This window comes from Bacteroidota bacterium (assembly GCA_016714535.1).
In the GTDB taxonomy this organism is placed as follows: domain Bacteria; phylum Bacteroidota; class Bacteroidia; order AKYH767-A; family OLB10; genus JADKFV01.
Genome location: JADKDR010000015.1, coordinates 86,146 through 110,832 on the forward strand (window position 1 = coordinate 86,146; position 24,687 = coordinate 110,832).

Consider the following 24,687-nt stretch of genomic DNA (forward strand, 5'->3'; position numbering starts at 1 on the left):
ATTAAGCGCGCAAGTTGCGGTTTAACCGGATGCGCTGCGCTATTGCCACCCATGTGCCAATAACAAGGAGGAGGCAACCCAGCCATAAAATATTGATGTGCGGAAAAACAATGGCTTTCATAATTATAAACTCTCGCTTGTTCGATTTTTTTTCGGACAGTTGTATATCAATTTTATTCTCCTTGGGTTTTACTCCGGTAAAAGCAAGTTGTAGCCCTAACTCTGCATTCATAACCGGTTCGGAGTATGCCATCAGGTTTTCTATTTTATAAATAGCTTCAATATTATGCCGCTTGTTGTTAATATCAAGTGCAGTAAAATGAGCGGCAATCTCCATCTGACTACCTCCATCTTTTATTGTTTTAGCACGTATGGAATCAAGAATAACAAGCGCAAAACTAGTACTAACCGTATCGCCCATACCCAGTTGAACAGTGCGCGGTTCTGTATAATCGCTCGAATTTTTTTTATCCTCCAAGTCAGCATATTGAACATAGGTATAAATATCTTTATCTATAAAGTGTTTGGTACTTGGTTCGGCCACATTGCCCATGCGCTCATTTAACTGTATAAAGGGCTTAAGCGTAAATTTCTTTTCGAGCGATCCGCTTGCGCGGTTCAATTTAAAATAATCAATATTGTAATAGATATGCTTTCCCTCTTGCTCCTTGTTGGTGTACGATACAAAGTAATCTTTCATTTGTGCTGTATCATTTTTTATAAGCATTACATTTTCATTATTCGGAAAGTCTTTTCCCAAATCTACATTCAGTTTGTTTTCTGAAATTACTGTTTTGCCTGCATTGCTAACTAATGCACCTAATAGAATAAGTGCTATACCTGCATGAGCAATGGACGCCCCTCCAAAATTAATCTTGCCCTTAGTTACCCGAATAAAGTAATCGATATTGGCAGTAAATGCAAACAGGCAGGCAAACATCATAATGCTATGCTGTATGCGCGGAAGTTGCAAATACCATTGATATAAGATGGTAAGCACAAGACTTATTGCAACGCTTAACCATATTTTTTTAAAGACCATCTTAACATCTGTTTGCTTCCATTTAAAAAATTGAGCAAATGCCATAATCAGAAGGATGAAAGAAGAAATTGGTATTTGCCACTTGTTATAGTGATCTATTACATCCACAGGAGGAGCTACATGTGAGCCAGTAATTTTATTATAAACCGGAATAGAGGTAGTGATAAAAATTTGCAAAGCCGAAACTGATAATACCATCACCCCAATAAAAATCCAAAACTCACGTGAGGATGATTTTTCTTCATCGGTATGATAAAATATTCGCTTACGATAAATAATATACATACCCAGACTAAGAACAGTAAAGAATAACATATATAGTAATAGTTGTCCTTGCATACCTAAATCAGTAAAAGCATGTACGCTACTTTCGCCTAAAATACCGCTTCGCGTGAGAAACGTAGAATAAAGAATAAGGAGAAAAGAAATAATAGCTAAGAAAATAGCTGTAGGCAATCCTGCCCCGGTGCGGTTTGTTATCATCATAACATGGCCTGCGGCCACCATGGTAATCCATGGAATAAGTGAGGCATTTTCAACCGGATCCCACGCCCAAAAGCCACCGAAACTTAACGCCTCATATGCCCAGGCAGCTCCCATTAAAATGCCCACACCAAGAATAGCGATTGAGAAATAAGTGTACGGAAGTGAGGGCTTTATCCACTCGCGCACACGACCGGTAATTAATGCGCTTAATGCAAATGCAAATGGTATAACAGTACTTGCAAACCCAAGAAATAAGGTAGGTGGATGAATAGTCATCCAATAATTTTGCAAGAGGGGATTTAAGCCGCGTCCTCCTCTTTCTATTATTCCTTCAAGATAATTGGCATTTTGCAGAAAGGGCATATTGAACATATCAGGATGTTCACGCAGTAATATAAAGGGGCTGCTTCCTATATGCAAATCGCCAATCCATATGCCTACAATCATGCTGCATAAAAAAACCTGTACCAGCATAATCACGCTCATAACATGCGACTCCCACACTTTGCTTTTCCAGATCAATACAACGGATAATACAACATGCCAAAAAATCCAGAGCAAGAAACTTCCCTCCTGCCCTTCCCATATACATGCTAATATGTATTTAGCATCCATATCAATGCTGGAATGGGTCCAAACAAAATGATATTCGAAATAATGATTGTAAATTAAATAGATCAACAATGAAAACACACCAACCACCGAAAGTCCATGTAAAACAAAAAATATACGACCGGCTTGCAACCAACTATGGTCTGTTTCCTTTTTATTAAAGGCCTGCAATAAATAGGAAATAGTGGAAAATAATGCGGCAACAAAAGAAAGGGCTACCATTGCTTTGCCCCATTCGCCTAAATATAAAGATTCGCCAATGTAATCTACTGTGTTCAAATCAATATGTAATTGTATCGGTAGTAACTGTGTTTTCGTTTACCTCGTTATACTTGCTCGGGCATTTCATCAAAATATCGCTGGCAATAAAATCGCCCGATTGCATTTTGCCAATTACTACCACCTGTTGCGACTTTTCAAAATCCTGCGGTTTTGCTTTGTTAAGCAAAACTTTCTTTTCGTTGCCTAGTGTATCATTCATATAAAATGTAAAAAGATTGGCGTTAGTTTGTGGATTATACTCCTGGGGTTTATTAAAATTCACTTTGCCTACTATATGGAATTCACGTCCTTCGTTTTGTGCTGCAGTATCAAAGGTAACATACGTACTCACATCGGCACTTAAGCTTACAATATAGCCTATAGCAACTGCTATAGCCAACAATCCAAAAATCAAATACTTATTCATTTCTGTTTTTCGTCTTCGAGTTTCTTTATTTTCTTATCCAAATTTATCAGGTAAGCAACTATACCTGCAAAGATGATAGCTATGACTCCTACTACCACCAATATTTTTCCATTGCTTCTCATTAAATCCATGTTTTCGTTTTTTATATTGATTTATATCAAGAGATACTTTTTATTTTGTTTCATCTATTTCAATCTGCCTTTTTTCGCATTCTATTATTTGAGCAAATTATCTTCTCTTTTAAATTCCACTATTTTTAACCGGTATCGTAAAGTAAATATCCATACGGACAACAAAATAAAACCTAAAACAGCAGGATAAAAAATGGTACGCATGTGATTGTCGAGATCATACGCATTAAAGCCCGGATTGCCACCATTGCCGGGATGCAGGCTAGCAGTTCTTCGCGGCAATATCATAACAAACAAAATGAGCATTACATAAGCAAAAACATTGTAGACTGCTGATAAACGGGCTCTTTTAAGTTCATCATTTACCGAAGCACGTAGGAGAAAGTATGCAAGATAAAATAACATAGCAACTGCCACTCCGTTAAGTTTGGGGTCGTTGGTCCAAGGTTTGCCCCAGGTATAGGTAGCCCACAACATGCCGGTGGTAATGCCTAATACGGACAACATCATACCTACATGTGCAGACTGACTGCTTGCTATTTCATGTTCGAATTTATTAGTCAAAAGATAGATGATACCGTAAATCATAGATATGGTCATTAGCGAAATCATTGCAAACCATACCGGAACGTGGAAATAAAGATTACGAATTGACTCTTCGAGAATGTCAAGCTTGGGAATATTTGAAAGTAAGCCAAAAAAATAATGGTGTACAACAACAATCCAACCGCCAGCCACTTCCACCAATAATCTTTTAATGTCATCTGAAATTTTTTCTATTTACTCTTTCCAGAGGAATGGGAATAAAATTAATGCGAGCACAAAGGTAATTAAATCCAAGGCACCAAGCGTTAAAATATTTTTCAAAAATACCGAAGCTGCTACGCCATCCATGCTATTTTTAGAAAGCATGACCGTGATCATAAGTACCGGAAACAATAATGGCAATGCCAACACGGTGAGCAACACCGTGCTGCTGCCCGCCCGTGCCGTTAAAGCTGCAGCCAGCGAAAAAACACACGAAAATCCCAGATTGCCAAGTACAATACAAACAACAAACAAACCCGGAGATTGCACCTTGCTGCCTAATAACAAATTAAACAGTAAAAATATGCTGAGCGATAAGGTAAGCATGAGCGCCAGGTTATACAGAATTTTTGAAATAATTACGGCTAAGGGATGATGCAACGTATACTGAAATAGTAATGCGCCTTGCGAATCCACTAAAAAACTTCTGGCAACCGCGTTTAGTGCTATAAACGAATTTAAAATCCAGAAAAGCGCATTCCACACCGGTACTGAAAGTGAATCGCTAAACACCAAGTAACATATATACACATTACTTAAAACGTAAACGATTAATCCACTAAAAGAAAACTTTTGATTTAGTTCAACAGTGAATTCTTTCCAAATTAACCATCTTACCTGTTGCAGAATATTCAAGCTATCGAGAATTTTTGCGCAAATGTATAATTATCTTCTGCTAATTGAGGTAACTCATTCGGATAACTTTATTCCTGCAAATGATTTAGAATAAGATAAACATACTTGGGTATTGCGACCAATTTTAAGTGCCACGATAAATTTAATTTGCTGTTTACTACTTTTGCGCAATAGCTCCATTCATTTAATATTTAAATAATCTCGCCATGCACTTATGATGACAATCGCAGAATTTGCTACCGAGTTTGAAACGGTTCGTTCGCCTTTAAAGTCTTATTTACTTCGAATAACTGCAAGCATTGAAGATGCTGAAGATATTATTCAGGATACTTTTATCAAAGCATCGGAAAAGTTAAACACTTTTCGTGGAGAATCTTCTTTAAAAACCTGGCTTTTCACAATATCAAGCAACATGGCCAAAGACAATCTGCGTGCGCAAAAACGCTGGCCCGAAAATGTAACTGATATATGTAAGACGGAAGCGCTTGCAAGTCCTGACTATTTTCATTCCATGACCCAGATTCAACAATCATCGCCACAAGGCAAGTTTGAATTGCGAGAGAATATTATGTTTTGTTTTACGTGTGTTGCCAAATCATTGCCACTTGAACAACAAATATGTGTGTTGTTAAAAGAAGTTTATGATTTCAAGGTTTCTGAAATATCCATTATAATGGATACCACCGAGGCGATGGTAAAATACTACCTGCATATGGGCCGGGGTAAACTGGTAAAAGTATTTGATAATCGCTGCGCGCTTATTAATAAACAAGGAGCCTGCAATCAATGCAGCGAGCTTAATGGCTTGTTTAATCCACAGCAAAATTTTGAAGTCGAAAAAAATAAAATTGAAATGGCTCGTGTTGCTGAGCGTGGCGACAAAGAGCATTTGCTTGACCTGCGGCTTCGAATTATGAGCGAAATTAATCCGTTTGACTCACCAGGAAGCCAACTGCAACTATTTCATTTACAGTTCAATAAAAAAGTAATGGAAAAAAAATGATTTTTTTTTCAAAAAATCCTATCGTTTCTTTTGCGGCAATCGTCAAAAAGGGTATAAATCAAAAAAAATAAATCAAAATGACACAAGTAAATTCAAATGGCAAGGCCTCAACTGTAAAAAGCACATTTAGCCGCGAAACTGAAGTAAGTATAAACATACATGCAGATAAGAGCATTATTTGGGCATTGTTGACCAATGCAGGCGACTTTAAAAGATGGAACTCTACCATTATTTCGATTGAAGGAGATATTAAACCTAATGGGAAAATTGTTCTTACCTCGACTCTCGATCCAAAACGAAAATTTAAATTGGCGATAAAAGAAATGGAAGTTGGTAAAAAGCTTGTTTGGGGCGATGCAATGGGCAAGAGAACGTATAGCTTGATTCAGTATGGCAAAGACCAAACACAATTTACCATGCATGAGAAAATAGGAGGACCATTTTTTCCTTTATTTGCTAAAATGATTCCATCGTTTGATAATTCGTTTGAACAATTTGCCTTCGATTTAAAAAAGGAAGCCGAAGCAATAGCTCAAACCAAATAATTGATTAATTATAAATTCTAAATCCAAAATAAAATATGAAACATAAAATCGGAACAAAAGAAAAACCAATGGTATTAAAAACACCACCACTTACAAGTGAATATACCATGCATGTAGATCAGAAAGACGGACAAGATGTACTTTGTTTGTACCGTAGGAAAAACAGTGTTGTTGTATAACATTAATTGCCTTGACGATTTGCATGCCATGCTCCAGAAGCATGGCGATTGGATGGAACTTGGCAGTACCGATGAGCAAAAACCTGCCAAAGAGGGCACTGTTGAAGCTCAGCCGTTCAGAAAAAATCCGTAAAAGGTTGGTATGGTATAAAGAAAGGACTACGCGGGCGTTTCGGTATGTATATACCACCCTTAATGGAAGCATTAGGTCTTGCAGAAGTAACTCATGATGCCAAAGGAAATAAGATGCGCGCCAAGTAAACGTTATCGTATTAAAAACAGGATGGGGTGCGGGCTTTAGCCCGCACCTTTTTTATTTTTCAAATTCGGGAGGTCTCTTCAGTTAACCGTGAAAAAAGACCATTTATTAATAGTTACATCGTTCATTACTTGGTTAATAAAATATCCTGTCAATTGGTGTTGAGTGAAATCTTGAGGGTAACTTTCAACCTTCATACTAACTATACATGAACAAGGAATATAAGCAATGGATTCGCAGGTTTTACTACTCCTTCCCTATTCAACTGGTGGTGGTACAGGTTAAAAAAAATCATTTCCAGCTATTCTATTGGCTTCTATTGTTTAGCATCGTTACCGAAATTTTTATGCAACGCAATGGCGTGCCATTTTTGTTTTTTGCTCCTGAATATAAGGGACAAGTAAGTTACCTCTCGTTTTTCATTACCGGCTTTGCTTTTGGATTGTTTGTTATTGCCTATCATATATCCAGTTATTTGCTCAACAGTCACCGCTTTCCTTTCCTTGCAAGTATATCGCGCACATTTTACAAATACTCTCTTAATAACTTTATCATTCCCATTTCTTTTATTTCGCTGTACATCGCTCGTACTTTCCACTTTCAGTTTTATGAAGAAATGCGGACCCTAACTGAAATCTTACTGCTCATCGTTTCATTTGTTGTAGGATTTATGATCATTCTGTTTTTTGCGTTTTGGTATTTTAGCATTACGGATAAAAGTATTTTTAAATTGTATGGAATTACTCCAAGCGAAGAAGAAGATGAACTGACCCCGGTTGCACAATTGTTTACACGCAAAAAAATATTGGAACAACTGCGAAGAAAAAAATATCTTGTACATGTAGATGTATACCTTGCATCTATAAATAAACTCAAGTTAGTGCGCGATACTTCGCATTACGATAAAGATAAGTTGAGAGAAGTATTACGCAAAAACCATTACAACGCAGCTACTTTTCAAATTGCAGTGTTTGTTTTGTTTTTTAGTCTTGGGTTAATGCGCGATTTTGAAATATTCCAGATACCTGCTGCTGCCAGTGTGTTCCTGTTGTTCACCTTGCTCATTATGCTTTCGGGGCTTGTTTCGTTTTGGGTGGGCTCATGGGTAACCACTGCAGTCATAGGCATTTTACTGCTCCTCAACTTTCTGTCTGGTATGGAGTTTATCAATCAGCCTAACCGTCTGTATGGAATCAATTACGATAAACCTGCTATCAACTATAATGTTGCAACCATGGATTCATTGTGCAATAAAGAAACCATAAGCAATGATACAGAACATACCCTGACTATATTAAATAATTGGAAGGCAAAGTTTACTCCCCCTATCGATAGTGTAAAACCAAAATTGGTTTTGTTAAATCTTAGCGGTGGTGGTGTACGAAGTATGGTATTTAGTTTTAAAACCATGCAGTTAATCGACAGTGTGCTTGCCGGTAAGCTGATGAATCAAACATTTATGATAAATGGTTCTTCGGGTGGAATGATTAGTGGAGCATATTATCGCGAATTGTACCGGACTAATAAAAGCACCGATACTAGCACATTACCTTATGCAAAAAATTATGATAATGTGGGTAAGGACCTGCTCAATGCTCCCATGTTTAGCCTGATTGTAAACGATATGTTTTTCACCTTTCAGCAATTTAGTGACGAAGGAAATTACTATCGTAAAGACCGTGCTTACTATTGGGAAAAGTTGGTAAACAAGAACTTTGATCAAATTTTGCAAGGCCGACTTAAAGACTATCAGGCAGAAGAAGCCAAAGCTGCTATTCCCATGCTCCTATTATCTCCAACTATTATAAATGATGGACGTTTTCTGCTGATATCGCCTCAGCCATGCAGCTACTTGCTGCATCAGGGTGATGCCATAGGAAGTAATACACCTATGGTTAGTAATGGTGTAGAATTTTCGCGATTGATGCAAAACCACGATGCCTTAAACATGCGCCTCACCAGTGCTTTACGCATCAATAGTTCATTCCCATATATAATGCCTCCGGGCACCCTTCCTACTTCGCCTCGGTTAGAGTGTATGGATAGCGGCATGCGCGACAATTTTGGACTAAACATGAGTATGCGATTTGTTTACATTTTTCGCGAATGGATTAATGAAAATACATCGGGGGTGGTGATGATACAAATTCGCGATACGAACAAAAAGAATGAGACTGTAGACAACACCTCCAAAACATTTGTACAAAGTGTTTTTGCACCAATACGAAGTATTTCGATGAATATGATTCCATTGCAGGACTATGCCAACGATGGAAATCTTGAAATGCTTAATACTATACTTGATAATAAAATTACAAGCGTTACTTTTCAATTACCTGATACGGTTTCGCGTGTTCCACTAAGCTGGCACTTAACTAACCGCGAAAAGTTGTATATCGCAGAGCAGGCCTATAATGCACAAAATACGATGGCACTGCAATACCTTGAAAGGCTTTTAAAATAAGCGCTACGCTTCGTTTGATTTATATTCTATGAACTTTGCTCTTGCACTGCCCATTGCTTTTATTTTACAATGGAAAATTAAACACTCAAAAAAGCCTCTTCTTAAGCCTCTGTTTTTTTTAAGCTAATTAAAATTATTTTCGCACAGCCTCTAGAATTAATTTCTATGACATTTCTTTTGGAAGATTAAAATGATTTGATTAGCTATTGATGCTATGCATCAGTCTTCCTAAAATTAAAAATAGATATCCCCTGCTTAAAAATTAAAATACGATTATGAAAAAAATATTTCTCATTACACTCATTGTATCGTCATGCATAATAAGTGTAAGTCAACCCTATCAACCTACATGGCAATCACTCGATAGTCGTCCGGTGCCACCGTGGTATAAGGATGCCAAGTTTGGAATATTTATACATTGGGGAGTATATGCAGTTCCGGGCTTTACGGTTAAGGGCAATTATGCCGAATGGTATCAATACAGAATGCACAGCGGTGATAGTGTGCTAGGTGCATATCATAAAACTCGGTTTGGAACTAAAACCTATTATCAACTTGCTGATGAATTTAAAGCAGAATTGTATGATCCAACTAAATGGGCACAAGTGATCGAAAAATCGGGAGCAAAATATGTGGTGCTCACTTCAAAGCATCATGATGGCTTTGCCTTGTGGCCAAGCAAGGAAGCTAGCAGAACATGGGGGTTTCCATGGAATTCCGTTGAAACAGGCCCAAAACGCGATCTGCTTGGTGAGCTATTTGTTGCCCTGCGCAAAACAACTGTACATGCAGGCATGTACTACTCACTTTATGAGTGGTTTAATCCTTTGTGGAAAAGTGATCGCAACGCCTATGTAGAGAAACATTGCTGGCCGCAGATGAAAGAATTAATAAACACTTATAAGCCCGAAGTATTCTGGACCGATGGGGATTGGGATGCAAGCGATGAACTTTGGAAATCGAAACAATTTTTAGCATGGTTGTATAACGAAAGTCCGGTTAAAGACCGTGTGGTAACTGTTGACCGCTGGGGTTCCGGAATCCGCTTTAAGCATGGCGCAGTGTTTACACCCGAGTATCAGCCTGATTTAGAGTTTGAAAACCACTATTGGGAAGAAAGCCGAGGCATGGCTTGGAGCTATGGATATAATCGTGCCGAAGATGCATGGGATTATAATTCAGCGCAAACATTAATTCTTAATTTGATAGATAAGGTTAGTCGTGGGGAATTTTTTACTTGATATTGGCCCCGATGAGCATGGGCTGATTCCACCAATTATGCAAGAGCGCTTGTTGCAAATGGGCAATTGGATGGATATAAATAATGAAGCAATTTATAATACCATTCGATGGCGCAATGCATCGCAATGGAGTGAAGGACGTGTTGATTATAAGCCAAAGTCTGGTCATGGCGATCTGCTATTAAAACTTACTGTTGACCCTGATTCCGGTTACGCTGTGAAAGAGTGTTTTTTACCTACAATCCAACATTAAATAATCTTTATGCCCTGTTACCTATTTATCCTTCTTCTAAAAAATTAGTCATAAAAGATTTTACAATTCCTGCAGAAACAAAAATCGAATTGATGGAAACTAAAGATCGTTTAAAATGGCAACAAAAAGAAAAAGACATTGAGATTCAACTTCCTGATTTTGATCCTAACCGAATTAAGAGCGAATACGCATTTGTTATTAAGCTAACTAACTGTGGAGCGTTTGCCGGTAAACCAAAATTAGAAGTGCACTACGAAGACCAGTCATTAACCCCTTTAATACATATTGACACCAGGAATATGGAGTGTAGATATACGATTGATGGAGGTACTCCTTCAGAACAATCGATGCTATACACCAAGCCATTTAGTGTTGATGGTGCGTGCACCATTAGCGCCAGATGCTTTAAAAACGGAATACTTCCGGGTGCGGTTGTCAACCAAAAAATTGATTCCTATAAATGGCATAATGCCATTGCAACATTCGTGATGCCAAAACAAGGACTCCTTTATAAAGCCTACGAACTCGAATCTGACTCAGTAAATGATCTACAACATTCGAAAGCAATTAAGACTGGAGAATGCAAAATTATTTCGCTCAATGACTCTACCCGAAGTTTAAACTTCGGGCTGGAATTTGAAGGATTTTTTAATGCAACTAAAGATGCCGTGTACACGTTCTACCTTACTTCGGACGATGGCAGTGTGCTTTGGATGGATGGAGAGGTATTGATAGATAATGATGGTTTACATGGCGATGTAGAAAAATCGAACCGCATAGCCCTTCAAAAAGGATTGCACCGCATAAAAGTAGCTTTTGCACAGGCAGGAGGAGCTGCTACATTAAAGTTACTTTACAGCACCGGCAAACAAAGCCCTAAAGAAATTGAAGCTGAAAATTTATTTCACTAGTTAATAAACTTGTTTAGATTCAACTAATTCTTTCTCAGGGATAATTTGCAGTAACACTTACAAATAATTTCTTGGGACCAACATATATGGTTACCGTTGCATATAGCTATCCTTCTTACCAAAGCATATGCTAGCCGATTGATAACGCGTCCTGTCTTACAGTTCGTAAACTTGAAAAATGAAATTATCAGACCTACTTCTTTTCAGGCATAAGTACAAAGCGTGCATAATTATCCATAGATAAATACTTATTTGCCAGTTGCTTCAGCTTTTCGCTGCTAATGCCATTTACAATGTTAGCGTAATTCTCAATTTCGATAATATCTTCTGCATTCAGATAACTTTGACTGATAGCAGCCAGCCAAAAATTATTTTCTTTTAGATCGCTTTCGCGCTCTCTCAATGCAGTTTCTTTAATTTTTTGCAAATCTTTTTCGTCACAACCATTTGCTTTTATTTTCTCTATTTCGTCTATAGCTGCTTTTATAAGTAGCTCCACATTGTCGGGTGCGCAACCAAACGATACAACAATATCATAACCTTGCTTAGGATATTTTTTGGGGCTGCCGTTTACCCCTACTCCATATACGCCACTCTTATCTTCGCGCAGCGACTCACGCAATTTTATACTTACCAACTTAATCAGCATATTAAACTCAGCCCTATTGGTGCGGTTAAATTCCATAGGTCCAAACGTTTTTAGATAAACCTGGCTCTTGGGTTCTACTCCTTTATAAACTGTTCTCTCAACTTTTCCGGTTGGCGTTATCTCATTCACATCTTTAAATTGCGTGGCAGCGCCTTGCGGCAAAGTAGCAATGTATTTTTCGATCAGCGATTTGGTTTAGCAATATCCATATTACCAACAAGTGTAAACACCATTCCATTAACTCCGGCAAAACGACTTTTGTAAAAATTAATGGCATCGTCCATGCTTATTTCTGACAGGCGTTCGGCAGTCATGGGTTGGCTGCGCTTATGATACCCCGACATTACATAGCCTATCGTATCTCTGAAATTACTTTCGGGCGAAGCACTTTTATTTTGCAACGTAGAGCGCTGTTTACTTAACATGGACAGGTACATATTTTCATCTTCGCGTATGCCGGTATAGTACATGTGCAACATTTGAAACATTAATTCGGCATCGTCTGGTGTGCAGTTACCATTAAAGCCTTCGCTTATTTCTCCTACAAACGGGCTTATATTAGCCGTGCGGCCCATCATATACTTTTCAAGTGCGGTAGCATCCATCTTTCCCAGTCCACTGGCATCAACCAAACTTGCAGCTATAAGTGCCGAGCGATGCTCATCATCCTCCTCACAATTAGAATGACCACCAAGGCGCTGCGCATTTATCAACAGTTGATCGTTTTTAAAATCGGTAGGCTTCAGCACTACCGTGGCACCATTGGCTAATTTCCATTCAGTAATATTAAATTTCTCAATTCGCTTTTCACTCACCACTTTTATAGGAGCAGGAATTATTTCCATCAAAGGCGCGTCTGTCACCATATCCATATACGGAGTAATTTCATCCATACCAATACTTTTTATTCTGGCTTCTATATCTTCCGCTACAGGCATAGTTACTTCCGCTTTATCGGGCACCATCATTATAGCTACGGCATTGTAGCCTTCGGTAATATAAACATTGGTCATAGAGTCGAGTTCTTGTTTGGTAATACCGGGCATTAATTTTTTATACAAATTATACTCAGCCGTAATACCCGGCATTGACTCGCCTTCAAGAAAATGCCGCACACACTCACTCACAAGATTCCTACTTTCGCGTTTATCACGCTCATTATAACTTACTTCCATATCCTTCATCATACTCTTTTTGGCACGTTCCAATTCGGAAGGAATAATGCCATGCCTTTTTATGCGGAGTGCTTCGGTAACTAACGCTTCAAGCGCTTTGTCGGTGCCATTGGGCGGTGCTGCAGCCATGAGCATAAATGCATTTTGAGTACGCACCAGTCCGGTATAACCACCACGTGCGAATAAAAATGGCGGTTCAGGTTCTTTGCTGCGTTCGCCAAGCCGCGAGCTTATGATGGACGAAATCAGACTCTGACACATGGAAGTGCGATAGTCTTTTTCAGTTTTCAATGAGGTAGCCGGTTGTTTATAGACTAGTTGCACCATAGAGGTAGTCAACTCCTTATCTTTTGCAATGGCCACTTCAAGCTTTGCATTATCCTGTACTTCCCATTCTTTAATGGGCATCGCGTTGCGCGATGCCTTAATTGCAGCGAACTGTTTTTTTACCAGTTGCTCCATTTTATCTACATCTATATCGCCCACAATGGCAATGGCCATTAAATCGGGCCTGTACCAGGCTTTATAAAAATCGGTGATGGCCTTATGCGAGCAGGTATCGATTACTTCTTTCTTACCAATAGGTAAGCGTTCGGCATAACGCGAATTTTTAAACAGTACAGGCCAATACTGCCTGCGGGCGCGCTCCTGAGCTCCCTGACCAAGGCGCCATTCTTCAACTACCACACCGCGTTCCTTTTCTATTTCAACACTGTCAAAAGCTACATTATGCGCCCAGTCTTCCAATATCTGCAACCCCTTGGTTAGAATTTCTTCCTTATCTGTGGGTAACTGAATCATATAAACGGTTTCGTCAAAACTTGTGTATGCATTAAGGTGCGGGCCAAACTTGGTTCCTATCGACTCCAGGTAATCAACCAATTCGCTTTTCTTAAAATTTTTGGTGCCGTTAAAACAAAGATGTTCGAGCATGTGGGCAAGACCTTGCTGATGATCGCCTTCGGCCGTGCTTCCCGCATTAACAGCTAGACGCAGCTCAACACGGTTTTCCGGTTTCTTGTTTTGCATGATGTAATACGTCATGCCATTTGGCAGTTTACCAAAGCGTACAGCATTATCCATAGGCAACATAACAACCATATTATTTTGCGCTATTGCTGCTGTGTAACATGATATTACTATCAAGGCCAGAATTATTCTGAATTTTCGATTCATATTCAATATTTTTTTAAGGGCGCAAAATAATCACAAAAAAGATGATATGGTTCAAAAGTTGTAGGGCTAGATTTTCAAACGTTATGGTGAGGTTAAGTTGTCATTATACATCAATCGAATTATTTAATTTTGATATCATCAGCAATTTGGTCAAAAAAAAAATTCGTTTTGAGATGAATAATTTTGCAGTTCCTCATTTAGGATCACTATTAAAAAAGAAAGAAAAAAACTGATGATTCGGCTTACCGCACTTTATATAATATTGTTTGCGAGTTGGTGTTTTAACCACAGTATCGGGCAATCCTTGCCTACAGGCTTTAGTCATACGCTTGTTACCAATAACCTTAATGGTCCCACCAATATGGCATTTGCCCCGGACGGCCGTATTTTTATTACCGGCAAGAGTGGTGAAATAAGAATCGTAAAAAACGGATTGCTACTACCAACACCTTTTGCAGTGCTCAATGCAAGTTATACCGGAGAGCGTGGTTTGCTCGGTATTGCCTTCGATCCCAATTTTGCCTCCAACAATTATGTATATGTTCATTATACTATACCCAATGGTAGCAATAACAGGGTGTCGCGCCTAACGGCAAATGGCGATGTGATGGTGCCTAATAGCGAGCTGATTATTTTGAATCTTGATCCGCTAAGTAATGCCACCAACCACAATGGCGGCACCATTAAATTTGGTACTGATGGCAAACTCTACATTGGTGCCGGAGAAAACAACAATGCCGCGGCATCGCAAGACTTAACAAGCTATTTGGGGAAAATACTGCGCATCAATACCGATGGCAGTGCAGCACAAGGAAATCCTTTCTATACTTCGAGCAACAGCAAAAAAAAGCGCATCTGGAGTTATGGGCTCCGCAATCCTTTCAGCTTTTCTTTTCATCCGGGCTTTGGAACCCTGTTTATACAGGATGTTGGAAGCAACCTATTTGAAGAAATAAATAACGGCACACTTGGGGGCTTAAATTTTGGTTGGCCTGCCACCGAAGGTCCCGGAACAAATTCGAGTTACTCCTATCCTCTTTTTAGTTATGCTAATGGAATGGGTGCTACCGAGGGCTGTGCCCTCTCGGGAGGAACATGGTTTGATGCGGCTATTTCAAATTTTCCGAGCACCTATGCTAATAAGTATTTCTTTATTGATTACTGCAATCAATACATCAAATATATAAATGCGAATGGAACGGGAGTAACAACCTTTGCCACCGGTTTGCCTATTGAAAGCATTATACTAGAGCAAGGGCCTGACGGCAATCTCTACTACCTCTCGCGCAGCACCAACGCGCTTTATAAAATTAGTTTTGCTGGTATAAGTGCACCTGTTATTAATGCACAACCGGTAAGCACCACTGCTATTGGCGGGCAATCAGCAACGTTTATGGTAACCGTTACCGGAACAGCACCAATTACCTATCAATGGAAAAAAAATGGTGTTAATATTTCAAACAGCAACAATTCGGTACTTACTTTAAACAATGTTACCGGTGCGAATGCCGGAACGTATACATGCAAGGTGACAAACGCTTACGGAACAGCAACCAGCAATGGCGCGGTCTTAACTGTATTGCCTTACAACGCCCCACCTGTTGCCACCATTATAAGCCCTGCTTCGGCCGCTACCTATACAGGAGGTATGACCCTGACTTTTAGCGGAGATGCAACAGATGCCGAAACAGGTACTTTGCCGGCCACTGTGTTTCAATGGGAAGTTGTTTTTCATCATGCCGCCCATACGCATCCGGGGCCTAGCATTGCGCAACAAGTAAAAACAGGAAGCATTACTATTCCCGATGCAGGCGAAGTGGCTACCGATGTGTTTTACCGCTTATATCTGTATGTTACCGATCCGGCAGGATTATCCGATACCGCATTTGTTGATATACTTCCTCAAATAGTAAACCTAAAATTTAATACCGTACCACAAGGCCTTAAACTGCGCATAGATGGGCAAGAAATAATAACACCTTCTACTATACCCAGTGTGGTGGGGCTTAAGCGACAACTTACTGCCATTACTCCACAATCTGATAATGGTGGCAATACCTTCTCTTTTGTTAACTGGAATACTGCAACTACTCCCACATTAAATATTACCACCCCTACAACCGGCAAAACGTATACAGCTACGTATACTGGCATCTACCGCCCGGCCGACAATCCGTCCAACACCGTGCAGGGTCTCGTAATGGAGCACTATTCAGGCACCTGGACCGACATTCCTGACTTTGCATCCATACTTGCTGATGATGTAGGAACTGTGGCAACCATTTCGGTTGCGACCTATTTAAATACCGACTTCTTTGCCGTTCAGTTTAGCGGCTATATCAATGTACCAAGCGATGGTATTTACACCTTTTATACCGCATCGGATGATGGAAGCAATTTATACATTGGCGATGCATTAATTGTTGATAATGACGGACTGCATGGAATGCTCGAAAAATCGGGCACCATCGGATTGCAGGCCGGATTACATAAAATATCGGTTGGTTTTCTGGAGTACAATGGTGCAGAAAATTTGATAGTAAGCTATGCCGGGCCTGGAATTAATAAACAGGTTGTTGCTGCCTCCTCATTGTTTAGAAATGCTGATGTGGTAGAAATTCCTGTAAACGGTGATGCCTATATACGCAGTGGAACCTACGCTAATACTGCCCTTGGCAACACCGACCCTCTGAAACTAGCCTGCAGGCAGGCAACTGCTGCCAACAGCAATTTTCAACAAACCATTCTAAAGTTTGATATCTCAGGATTGAATAATCCTGTTGATTCCGCTTTATTGGTGATGCATGGAGCACTTAACCAAACCACTACCTCATCCCTTAACATTGGTGCATACAAGCTTAGCTCAAATACCTGGGGACAAAATACGGTCACCTTTAACAATGCCCCAACCTTTGGCGCATTGCTCGATCAAGCAAGAGTAAAAGGAACAAATCAAAAAGACTATATGTGGGATGTAACCGCTTATGTAAACGAATATATATCGAGCGGCTTTAGTAAAATTCCAATTGGCATTAGCTGCCTCAATAAACCCGGAAATGTTACAGCTATTTTCAATTCAAGCGAAAGCAATACTGCTATTCCAAAACTGATTATTATATCCAATCAGGTAGTACCAAACATAAGTCAGAAAAACATTGCTAAGCATACCTCCCAATCGCTTCAGGATATGGTGCAGGTATTTCCAAATCCTGCAACCACAACCTTGCATGTAAAAATTAATGCACCGTACTCACAGTTGCAATTTGAACTAACCGATATGCGCGGCAGCGTGGTTAAAACAGGAAGACTTTACGATCATTCGCTATTTTCGATTGATGTAAGCGATGTAACTAAGGGTATATACTATCTGAAAATTTACAATTCAGCCTTTGTAAAAATAGAAAAGGTAGAAGTGTGTTGCGATTAACCGCACTATTCAATCACGCGCAGGCGCGCGTACTTCATAAGTAATGTTTTCGATCCCGCATCTTTAAAGTTGATGGTGCATTTATTATTGGGCGGTGTGCCCTCTATGGCAACTACGGTTCCGATACCAAATGAATCGTGCATAACCGTATTACCTACGTCAAGCGCTGTGGGCGTTGCCGCACCGGTGGCAGCGGCAGCATTCACCTTCTTAAAACGGGAGGGCAATGCCTGTGTTGCTTGCTTGGGCGCTGGTGGCCGCAGCCTGAAAGCACTTTTACCAGGCTGACTCCACTCATCAGCAGGGGGAGCAAAATCATGAATAGATGCCTTAGAAGTAACTAACTCTAAATGTGCAGGATCAATTTCTTCCAGAAAACGACTAGGCTCGCTATTTTGCAAATTGCCCCATCGGTACCTCGACATCGCATACGATAAACATAACTTGCGCTCGGCACGGGTTATAGCAACATAAAATAACCTTCGCTCTTCCTCCAAATCTTCGCGCGTGTTTAGCGACAACATACTTGGAAACAAATTCTCTTCCATACCGGCAATAAACACATGCTTAAACTCGAGTCCTTTGGCAGCATGCACCGTCATCAAGCTTATTTTATCATCGTTACCATCTTTTTTATCTGCATCCGCATCGGTTAGTAAGGCAATATCCTGCATATACAATTCCAACTTGCGCACTTCAGCAGGCTGCTCATCGGCACGCTCAGGTGCAGGTACCGCATTGCGTCCGGTATCAGTAAACTCCTTTACACCATTAAGCAACTCTTGCAAGTTTTCGTAATGGCTAACTCCTTCGTTTGTTTTATCGCTAAAGTACATTTTTAGCAACCCACTATGCTCAGCTATATAACTTGCAGCTTCGTAGGCATTATGTTGCTTTGCCACTACAGCAAAACTTTTTATCATCGATCCAAAGTCCTGAATTTGCGCACGTGTACTTGCACTTACATCCTGACAATAGTCATGTATACTAAGTACCACATCCCATAGCGAACACTGATTGGCATCCGTGGCAACTATCATCTTATCAATGCTGGTATCCCCTATTCCACGCTTAGGCAAATTAATCACACGTTTGAGCGCTTCCTCATCGTTATGATTTAATGCCAATCTAAAATATGCCAACAAATCCTTCACCACCTTACGTGCATAAAACGATACGCCTCCATAAATGCGATAGGGCAAGTTCATCCTGCGCAGGGCCTCTTCCAATGCTCGCGACTGCGCATTGGTGCGATACAATATGGCAAAGTCCTTATGCACCAACTGCTCATTCATCCTTGCCTGAAATATCTCATTTGCAATCGTGTTCCCCTCCTCATTGTCAGACATGGCACGTAGCACTTTTATCTTATCGCCCTGCGTATTATCCGTCCACACATTCTTCTTCAGCTGACTTTTATTTTTGGCAATCACCCCATTGGCAGCATCCACAATAATTTTGGTGCTACGATAATTTTGCTCCAACTTAAAAGTTTTCAAATCCGGATAGTCCTTTTCAAAATTTAGAATATTCTGAATATTCGCACCGCGAAAAGCATAAATACTTTGTGCATCATCGCCCACCACACAAATGTTTTCGTGTTGTGCAGCCAACTTTTTTACAATTTGATACTGTGCAAAATTCGTATCCTGAAACTCATCCACTAAAACAAACTTGAACTTATTCTGATACTTCAACAACACTTCAGGATACTTGGCAAGCAAGGCATAGGTGAAATACAAAATATCGTCAAAGTCCATCGCCCCCGACTTTAAACAACGCTTGCTGTATAACTCAAACAGCAAACCCATCATGGGTTTGCCCGACACCGTATCATGATTTACCTGATCCACATCCTGCTGATAATGCTGCCAGCTTTTCAAGTTATTCTTAAAACTTGATATGCGGTTAAGCACCGAATTTACAGGGTATGTTTTATCATCCAACCCCTGCTCCTTCAACAAGCTGCGCACAAGGCTTTTGCTATCATCCGTATCGTAAATTGTAAAATTAGATGGAAAACCAATCTTCTCAGCCTCTATGCGCAACACGCGGGCAAACACACTGTGATACGTGCCCATCCATAAATTGCGCGCATCATCACCTGCTATTTTTGCAATACGATCTTTCATCTCACGAGCAGCCTTGTTCGTAAATGTAAGGGCAAGAATATTAAAAGCATCAACCCCACTATTTACCAGGTGTGCTATGCGATAAGTAAGTACACGCGTTTTGCCCGAACCGGCACCCGCTATAATCATTACCGGACCCTCCAACTGCTCCACCGCTTCGCGCTGTACGCTATTCAAATCATTTAAAAAATCAACCGACATGTATGCTTCAAAAAAAAATTATATTCACTAAAAAACAGAAACGCAAAAGTAACCCCACATTCATCTATAACAAGGCTTATTAGCTTTTAGTTATCAACCAGGCAACACGCCAGCTGCTTTGTAGCCCGCAAGCCAATATCCAAAGATGAAACAGCGGGCGGCCTACTGCTAACATACACGAGTCCCGCCATCCGCTATATCTTTTATTTTTTTGTGCGTTTTAAGAATAGAAAAAATAAAAGGATGCCGCTACTGTCGGGGTTAGTGATAAGGCTGATAACTTCGTTTGATTCATTATTCCAAAAAAAAAGCTCTTCGACATGTTCCGAAGGGCTTGTCGAAGATTAGATTTTGAAACATTTTTAATGTTTCACCGCTGGCGCGAGCTTGCAGCTCGTGCCTCTAAATAATTTTTCTTTCGATAACAATTTTTCTTCCATTGCAATACCACTACAACCTAACCACCTTTACACTCCCCTCACCACTCGGCCACCTCATCCTACAAAAATAAACCCCCGCACCAAGCTCACTTATATCCACCGTCTTATACTGGCTCACTTGGCATACTCTCTCTGTACGTTTACACTCACCGTTACAATACACCCCAAACCCCTTTCTGGAGCTTACCTATTCTCGGATGGCTATTTCGTATCATTACGTTACTCGTTCTATTTGATTTATAGTTTTTTCAATTACACACAATACTTTACTTTTTACAAACAAGCAAAATTTAAATAGGAAACCTAAAGCAACTATAAACCAAAATTCCTTGTATTTAAGCCCCTTAAGGGGTTTGGGGTGTATTTTGGCTTACATGACTACTCTGTCTCGTCCTGAAATAGGTTGACTGATTGGATGTTGAAAAGTCAACAAAAATCAGGATTATGAAAAACCAATCAAATCAAAAATTCAGTGAAACCTTCAAACGAAAAGTAGTGATGGAGGTAATGCAGGGCAAATTGAGTAAAGAATCAGCCCGTAGAGTTTATGGTATTAAAGGTAAATCTGCTGTGTTGTATTGGATACGTCAATATAGTGATTGGCCAGAAACAATACCAGAATTATCTTTGGAGTCGATGAACAAAGAAGAGCAAGAGCAGTTTAATGTTTTAAAGCGCAAAATAGCGTTATTGGAGGAGCAACTTCAAAACGAAATGCATCGAACTAATGTGTATAAGACTATGATAGAAATTGCCGAAACTCAATTAAACATTCCTATCAGAAAAAAGTATGGAGCCAATCAGTTCAAACATACAAAGTCAACACCCAAAAAGTAAGCATAACTGGACTTTGTAAACTGCTTGGCTACAGCAAACAAGCTTACTATAAAAGGAATAATGAGTACGAACAAGAGCAATTGGAAAATCAAATAGTGTTAGAAATGATTAGGAAAGAGCGACACCAAATGCCACGCATTGGTGGACGAAAATTATTGCACAAATTGCAAAAGAAGTTAGCGCTTAATTTTGTTTATTCCGAAAAATTGCCCAATAAAAACCTTCAAGGTGTACATCGTTTTTTTCATAATACTATTTATTAAATCGTTTAAAATATAAATCGAAACAGCATACGCTGTATTTTTTTCTAACCCAATAAACTAAGCCTGTACCACAACAAATTATGATGAAAATTAAATCGAAATAAAATGAAACAGCTTTTGAACATTTCAAGTTGCGGTTTATTCGATGTCAAATATATTTATTATTTTGGAATAACATTGGGGTCATAAAAATAAATAATTATAACCAGAACAAAATAATCTTTACACATAGAGTCGAAACGTAATCTATAAATCCATAATTACCAATTGCTAGAAACATTATCGAAATTATTCAGGACAGAAAAACAGTACTTTCTATTTATACAAAGAGTAGTTAGATTTTCGAATGAAAACATAACGTACTCTTAGTATTTCCGAACAACTTCAATAGCTTGTTTTCCAAAACCTAAGTTGTTTCGGTAAACCATAATACAAATGTTTGAAATGTAACATTTCTTCCTTTTTCAAACGGCCGGTCCCGCTTTCCCGCTTTTATGTATGCCATTGCTTTTTTATTTTTTATTGGAATGGCATAAGATAACCGCTACAATCGGGGCTATGGGCATGTGGTTTGCAGCTTTGTGGGTTGGTTATTCAAAATTGCTAAATCACCATCCGATTTAATTTTTTATTTTTGAAAAAAAAAGAAAACTATATCATCATGAAATGGAAAGCACAAATAATTGAACACCGAAACCAATCACGGATAGCTATATATTTCGACAAAACCCTGATGCTATTGCACGGATTAAAAAACTGCCCGATGCAAAATGGAGCCAAACATGCAAGGCCTGGCACCTGCCCAATAACGAAGAAAACAGACTAATATTTAAATTAGCCGATAACCATGCAGCACCCAAACATGTAGAAAAAGAAAACGAAATAAACATGCCCATTGCCATACCACAAACTAATGTAAACCTTAATGCGCATAACTGCGATGCTGTATCACCAATAATGCAAACAGGTGTACACATACAGGTTATGGATAAAAAAATAATAATCAAGCTGCCAAAAAATGATGACGATACTAAATTTATTATTTCGTTGAGATATAGTGTGTGGCACAAAAAGTTATTGCATTGGGTAGTACCCAATTATGGCAACAATCTGCAACGTATCAAAATACATTTTGGTAATCGCATTGCTACGCTGCAAATAATAACCAACACCAATGAAAGTACAAATGATAATGCGGCTGCTACAAAAACAGACTCTAAAAATTTGCAACTGCAGTTTACAAAAGTATCGCTGAGTGAAGCGTGCATACTAAAAGTGGATAAGTACATACTTTGGTTGAAATCGAAAAGATATAGTGACAGCACAATAAAAGTATATACCGAGGCATTAACCACCTTTTTAAAATATTATAGTTATAAAGCTGTGCATGAAATAAATAACCAAGATGTAATTATGTTTAATAACGAATATATTTTGAAATACAACTTATCGGCATCGTACCAAAACCAAGTAGTAAATGCCATAAAATTGTTTTTTCGAACTATTGAAAACAGAAACCTTAACATCGATATTATTCACAGGCCAAAGAAAGCCGACAAGTTGCCCAATGTGCTGAGCAAAGATGAGGTGAAAGCAATATTGGAAGCACCCACCAATATGAAACACAAAATAATGCTCTCGCTCATATATGCATGTGGATTGCGTTGTGGTGAATTGCTCAACTTACTGCCCCAACATATCGATTCGAAACGAAATATTATTTTGATTCAAAATGCCAAAGGAAAAAAAGATAGAATTGTGCCGCTCAGTCCTAAAATTTTAATACTGCTACGCGAATATTTCAATATGTACAAACCTGTAACCTATTTATTTGAAGGCCAAATAACCGGAACTAAATATGATGCACGCAGCTTGCAACAAGTATTAAAACAATCCTTAGTGAAAGCAAATATATCCAAACCCGTTACATTGCATTGGCTGCGCCATAGTTTTGCTACACACTTGCTCGAAGGTGGCACCGACCTACGTTATATACAAGAACTACTAGGCCATAGCAGCAGCCGAACCACAGAAATATATACACATGTAAGTACCAAATCGATACAAAATACTATTTCACCCTTCGATAAATTATGATAGAAAAACATTACTATTGCCATATGAATAAAACACAAAAGTAGCGCATATCCGCAGAATAGTGTTGTATATGCGCTATGATGTAGCGGGTATGCGCAAGTTAGCTGCAACCCAAACAATTATTAGTAGGTAAACTGTTAAACTTAACGGAATTAGATATGATATAAAAACTTAATAAATGGAATAGTGAAGTTGTAATTTTGCATTAGTTTCTGTATGTAACATTATATAAATTTTACGAAAAAGAGAAATTAAAGAATTGTCAAAAATTGGACTTTTCAAAAAGTTTGACAATAGGAATTATTTTAGGTGTTTTACTACAATCATTGGACAATACTTGTTATTTATTTAAAAGGTGGTTATTCACTGGTTTCAATAAACCTCTCCTTTTTTAGTCCCACCATTTGCAATGGCTTTTACTTCTGCAATTTTCAAGAAATTTTAATGAGAGGTATAGTATTTAGAATAACAGAAGAGAAATTAGAAGTTATTTTGCATTATTTATATCCGCAATTTTATTTGGAGCTAATGCACCTTTGAAACCCTAATAGTTCATTAATAGCTGCACTTGGACTTGCAACACAAGCAGGACTTTTATTAGCATCTGCCTATATTTATTCCAGAAATTTATGGTTTCCACTGGTGCAATTCACTTTTTGTTTGGAATTTTTACACAATCTGCAATATTCGATAAAATGTTTCGGGTTTTTCAATTTAAAACATTAATTACTTCTAAAATAGAAGGAGCAGAATGGTTTACAGTGGACAATTTGGGACCAGAAGGTTCAATTCAAGCAACAGTTTTTTGTTTCATTGTGACAATAATTCTATTGATTTTGAGCCACAAAGAAGGAAAATAATAGCACCATATTGGAAAGGAAAATCATGTTCAAAAAACAACGAACCGCTAACATGGGTTTGGCAAAAGTGGGCTGAAGTGCTAAATTGAACATTTGTACTTCTATTAGCTTTTGTGCTAAATTTGGAATTTTGGTACTTTTAATCCCCACCTTCGCCAAGCCCAAAACGTTAT

General features: G+C 38.9%; 15 protein-coding genes and 3 pseudogenes. 10 read left to right on the forward strand and 8 right to left on the reverse strand.

Going from position 1 to position 24,687, the window contains the following annotated elements:
- Position 1: 1 nt before the first annotated feature.
- The 5 genes and pseudogenes from ccsA (IPO27_17370) to IPO27_17390 form a co-directional block, all read right to left on the reverse strand.
- On the reverse strand, positions 2–2,419 hold the full coding sequence (gene ccsA, locus IPO27_17370) for a cytochrome c biogenesis protein CcsA (GenBank protein ID MBK8848204.1): 2,418 nt from the start codon (positions 2,417–2,419) through the stop codon (positions 2–4).
- A 1-nt stretch (position 2,420) separates the two neighbouring features.
- Complete coding sequence (locus IPO27_17375; GenBank protein MBK8848205.1) at positions 2,421–2,828, reverse strand: cytochrome c maturation protein CcmE; 408 nt, start codon at positions 2,826–2,828, stop codon at positions 2,421–2,423.
- On the reverse strand, positions 2,825–2,959 hold the full coding sequence (locus IPO27_17380) for a CcmD family protein (protein MBK8848206.1): 135 nt from the start codon (positions 2,957–2,959) through the stop codon (positions 2,825–2,827). The genes IPO27_17375 and IPO27_17380 overlap by 4 nt, the downstream gene beginning before the upstream one ends.
- A gap of 84 nt (positions 2,960–3,043) precedes the next feature.
- Positions 3,044–3,723: pseudogene (ccsA, locus tag IPO27_17385) on the reverse strand (cytochrome c biogenesis protein CcsA).
- Positions 3,724–3,739: 16 nt separating this feature from the next.
- Positions 3,740–4,402, reverse strand: coding sequence for a heme exporter protein CcmB (locus IPO27_17390; protein MBK8848207.1), 663 nt, complete (start codon positions 4,400–4,402; stop codon positions 3,740–3,742).
- Positions 4,403–4,619: 217 nt separating this feature from the next.
- On the opposite strand from IPO27_17390, the gene IPO27_17395 reads away from it, so the two are divergent.
- From IPO27_17395 to IPO27_17420, 6 genes and pseudogenes are all read left to right on the forward strand, one after another.
- Positions 4,620–5,405: an RNA polymerase sigma factor gene (locus IPO27_17395; protein MBK8848208.1), complete on the forward strand. Its 786-nt coding sequence runs from the start codon at positions 4,620–4,622 to the stop codon at positions 5,403–5,405.
- Positions 5,406–5,482: 77 nt separating this feature from the next.
- Positions 5,483–5,950, forward strand: coding sequence for an SRPBCC domain-containing protein (locus tag IPO27_17400; GenBank protein ID MBK8848209.1), 468 nt, complete (start codon positions 5,483–5,485; stop codon positions 5,948–5,950).
- Between the two features lie 35 nt (positions 5,951–5,985).
- Positions 5,986–6,390: pseudogene (locus IPO27_17405) on the forward strand (hypothetical protein).
- A gap of 206 nt (positions 6,391–6,596) precedes the next feature.
- On the forward strand, positions 6,597–8,852 hold the full coding sequence (locus IPO27_17410; protein MBK8848210.1) for a hypothetical protein: 2,256 nt from the start codon (positions 6,597–6,599) through the stop codon (positions 8,850–8,852).
- 275 nt (positions 8,853–9,127) lie between these two features.
- Positions 9,128–10,552: pseudogene (locus IPO27_17415) on the forward strand (alpha-L-fucosidase).
- Positions 10,553–10,693: 141 nt separating this feature from the next.
- Positions 10,694–11,257 carry a hypothetical protein gene (locus IPO27_17420; protein ID MBK8848211.1) on the forward strand — a complete coding sequence of 188 codons (564 nt, stop codon included), beginning with the start codon at positions 10,694–10,696 and terminating at the stop codon, positions 11,255–11,257.
- A gap of 193 nt (positions 11,258–11,450) precedes the next feature.
- On the opposite strand, the gene IPO27_17425 is transcribed toward IPO27_17420, so the two are convergent.
- Both IPO27_17425 and IPO27_17430 read right to left on the reverse strand, forming a co-directional pair.
- Positions 11,451–12,068, reverse strand: coding sequence for an insulinase family protein (locus IPO27_17425; GenBank protein ID MBK8848212.1), 618 nt, complete (start codon positions 12,066–12,068; stop codon positions 11,451–11,453).
- A gap of 20 nt (positions 12,069–12,088) precedes the next feature.
- Positions 12,089–14,257, reverse strand: a complete 2,169-nt coding sequence (locus IPO27_17430; protein MBK8848213.1) for an insulinase family protein — start codon at positions 14,255–14,257, stop codon at positions 12,089–12,091.
- Between the two features lie 232 nt (positions 14,258–14,489).
- On the opposite strand from IPO27_17430, the gene IPO27_17435 reads away from it, so the two are divergent.
- Positions 14,490–17,684 carry a PQQ-dependent sugar dehydrogenase gene (locus IPO27_17435; GenBank protein MBK8848214.1) on the forward strand — a complete coding sequence of 1,065 codons (3,195 nt, stop codon included), beginning with the start codon at positions 14,490–14,492 and terminating at the stop codon, positions 17,682–17,684.
- A gap of 5 nt (positions 17,685–17,689) precedes the next feature.
- Here IPO27_17435 and IPO27_17440 read toward each other — a convergent pair whose 3' ends face one another.
- Entirely contained in the window at positions 17,690–20,017 is a 2,328-nt protein-coding gene (locus tag IPO27_17440) for a UvrD-helicase domain-containing protein (GenBank protein MBK8848215.1), read from the reverse strand.
- Between the two features lie 884 nt (positions 20,018–20,901).
- Here IPO27_17440 and IPO27_17445 point away from each other — a divergent pair.
- From IPO27_17445 to IPO27_17455, 3 genes are all read left to right on the forward strand, one after another.
- Positions 20,902–21,294, forward strand: coding sequence for a transposase (locus IPO27_17445; GenBank protein MBK8848216.1), 393 nt, complete (start codon positions 20,902–20,904; stop codon positions 21,292–21,294).
- 1,247 nt (positions 21,295–22,541) lie between these two features.
- Entirely contained in the window at positions 22,542–23,654 is a 1,113-nt protein-coding gene (locus IPO27_17450) for a site-specific integrase (protein ID MBK8848217.1), read from the forward strand.
- 629 nt (positions 23,655–24,283) lie between these two features.
- Positions 24,284–24,514 (forward strand): hypothetical protein, encoded by a 231-nt coding sequence (locus tag IPO27_17455; GenBank protein MBK8848218.1) that lies wholly within the window; start codon positions 24,284–24,286, stop codon positions 24,512–24,514.
- Positions 24,515–24,687 lie beyond the last annotated feature (173 nt).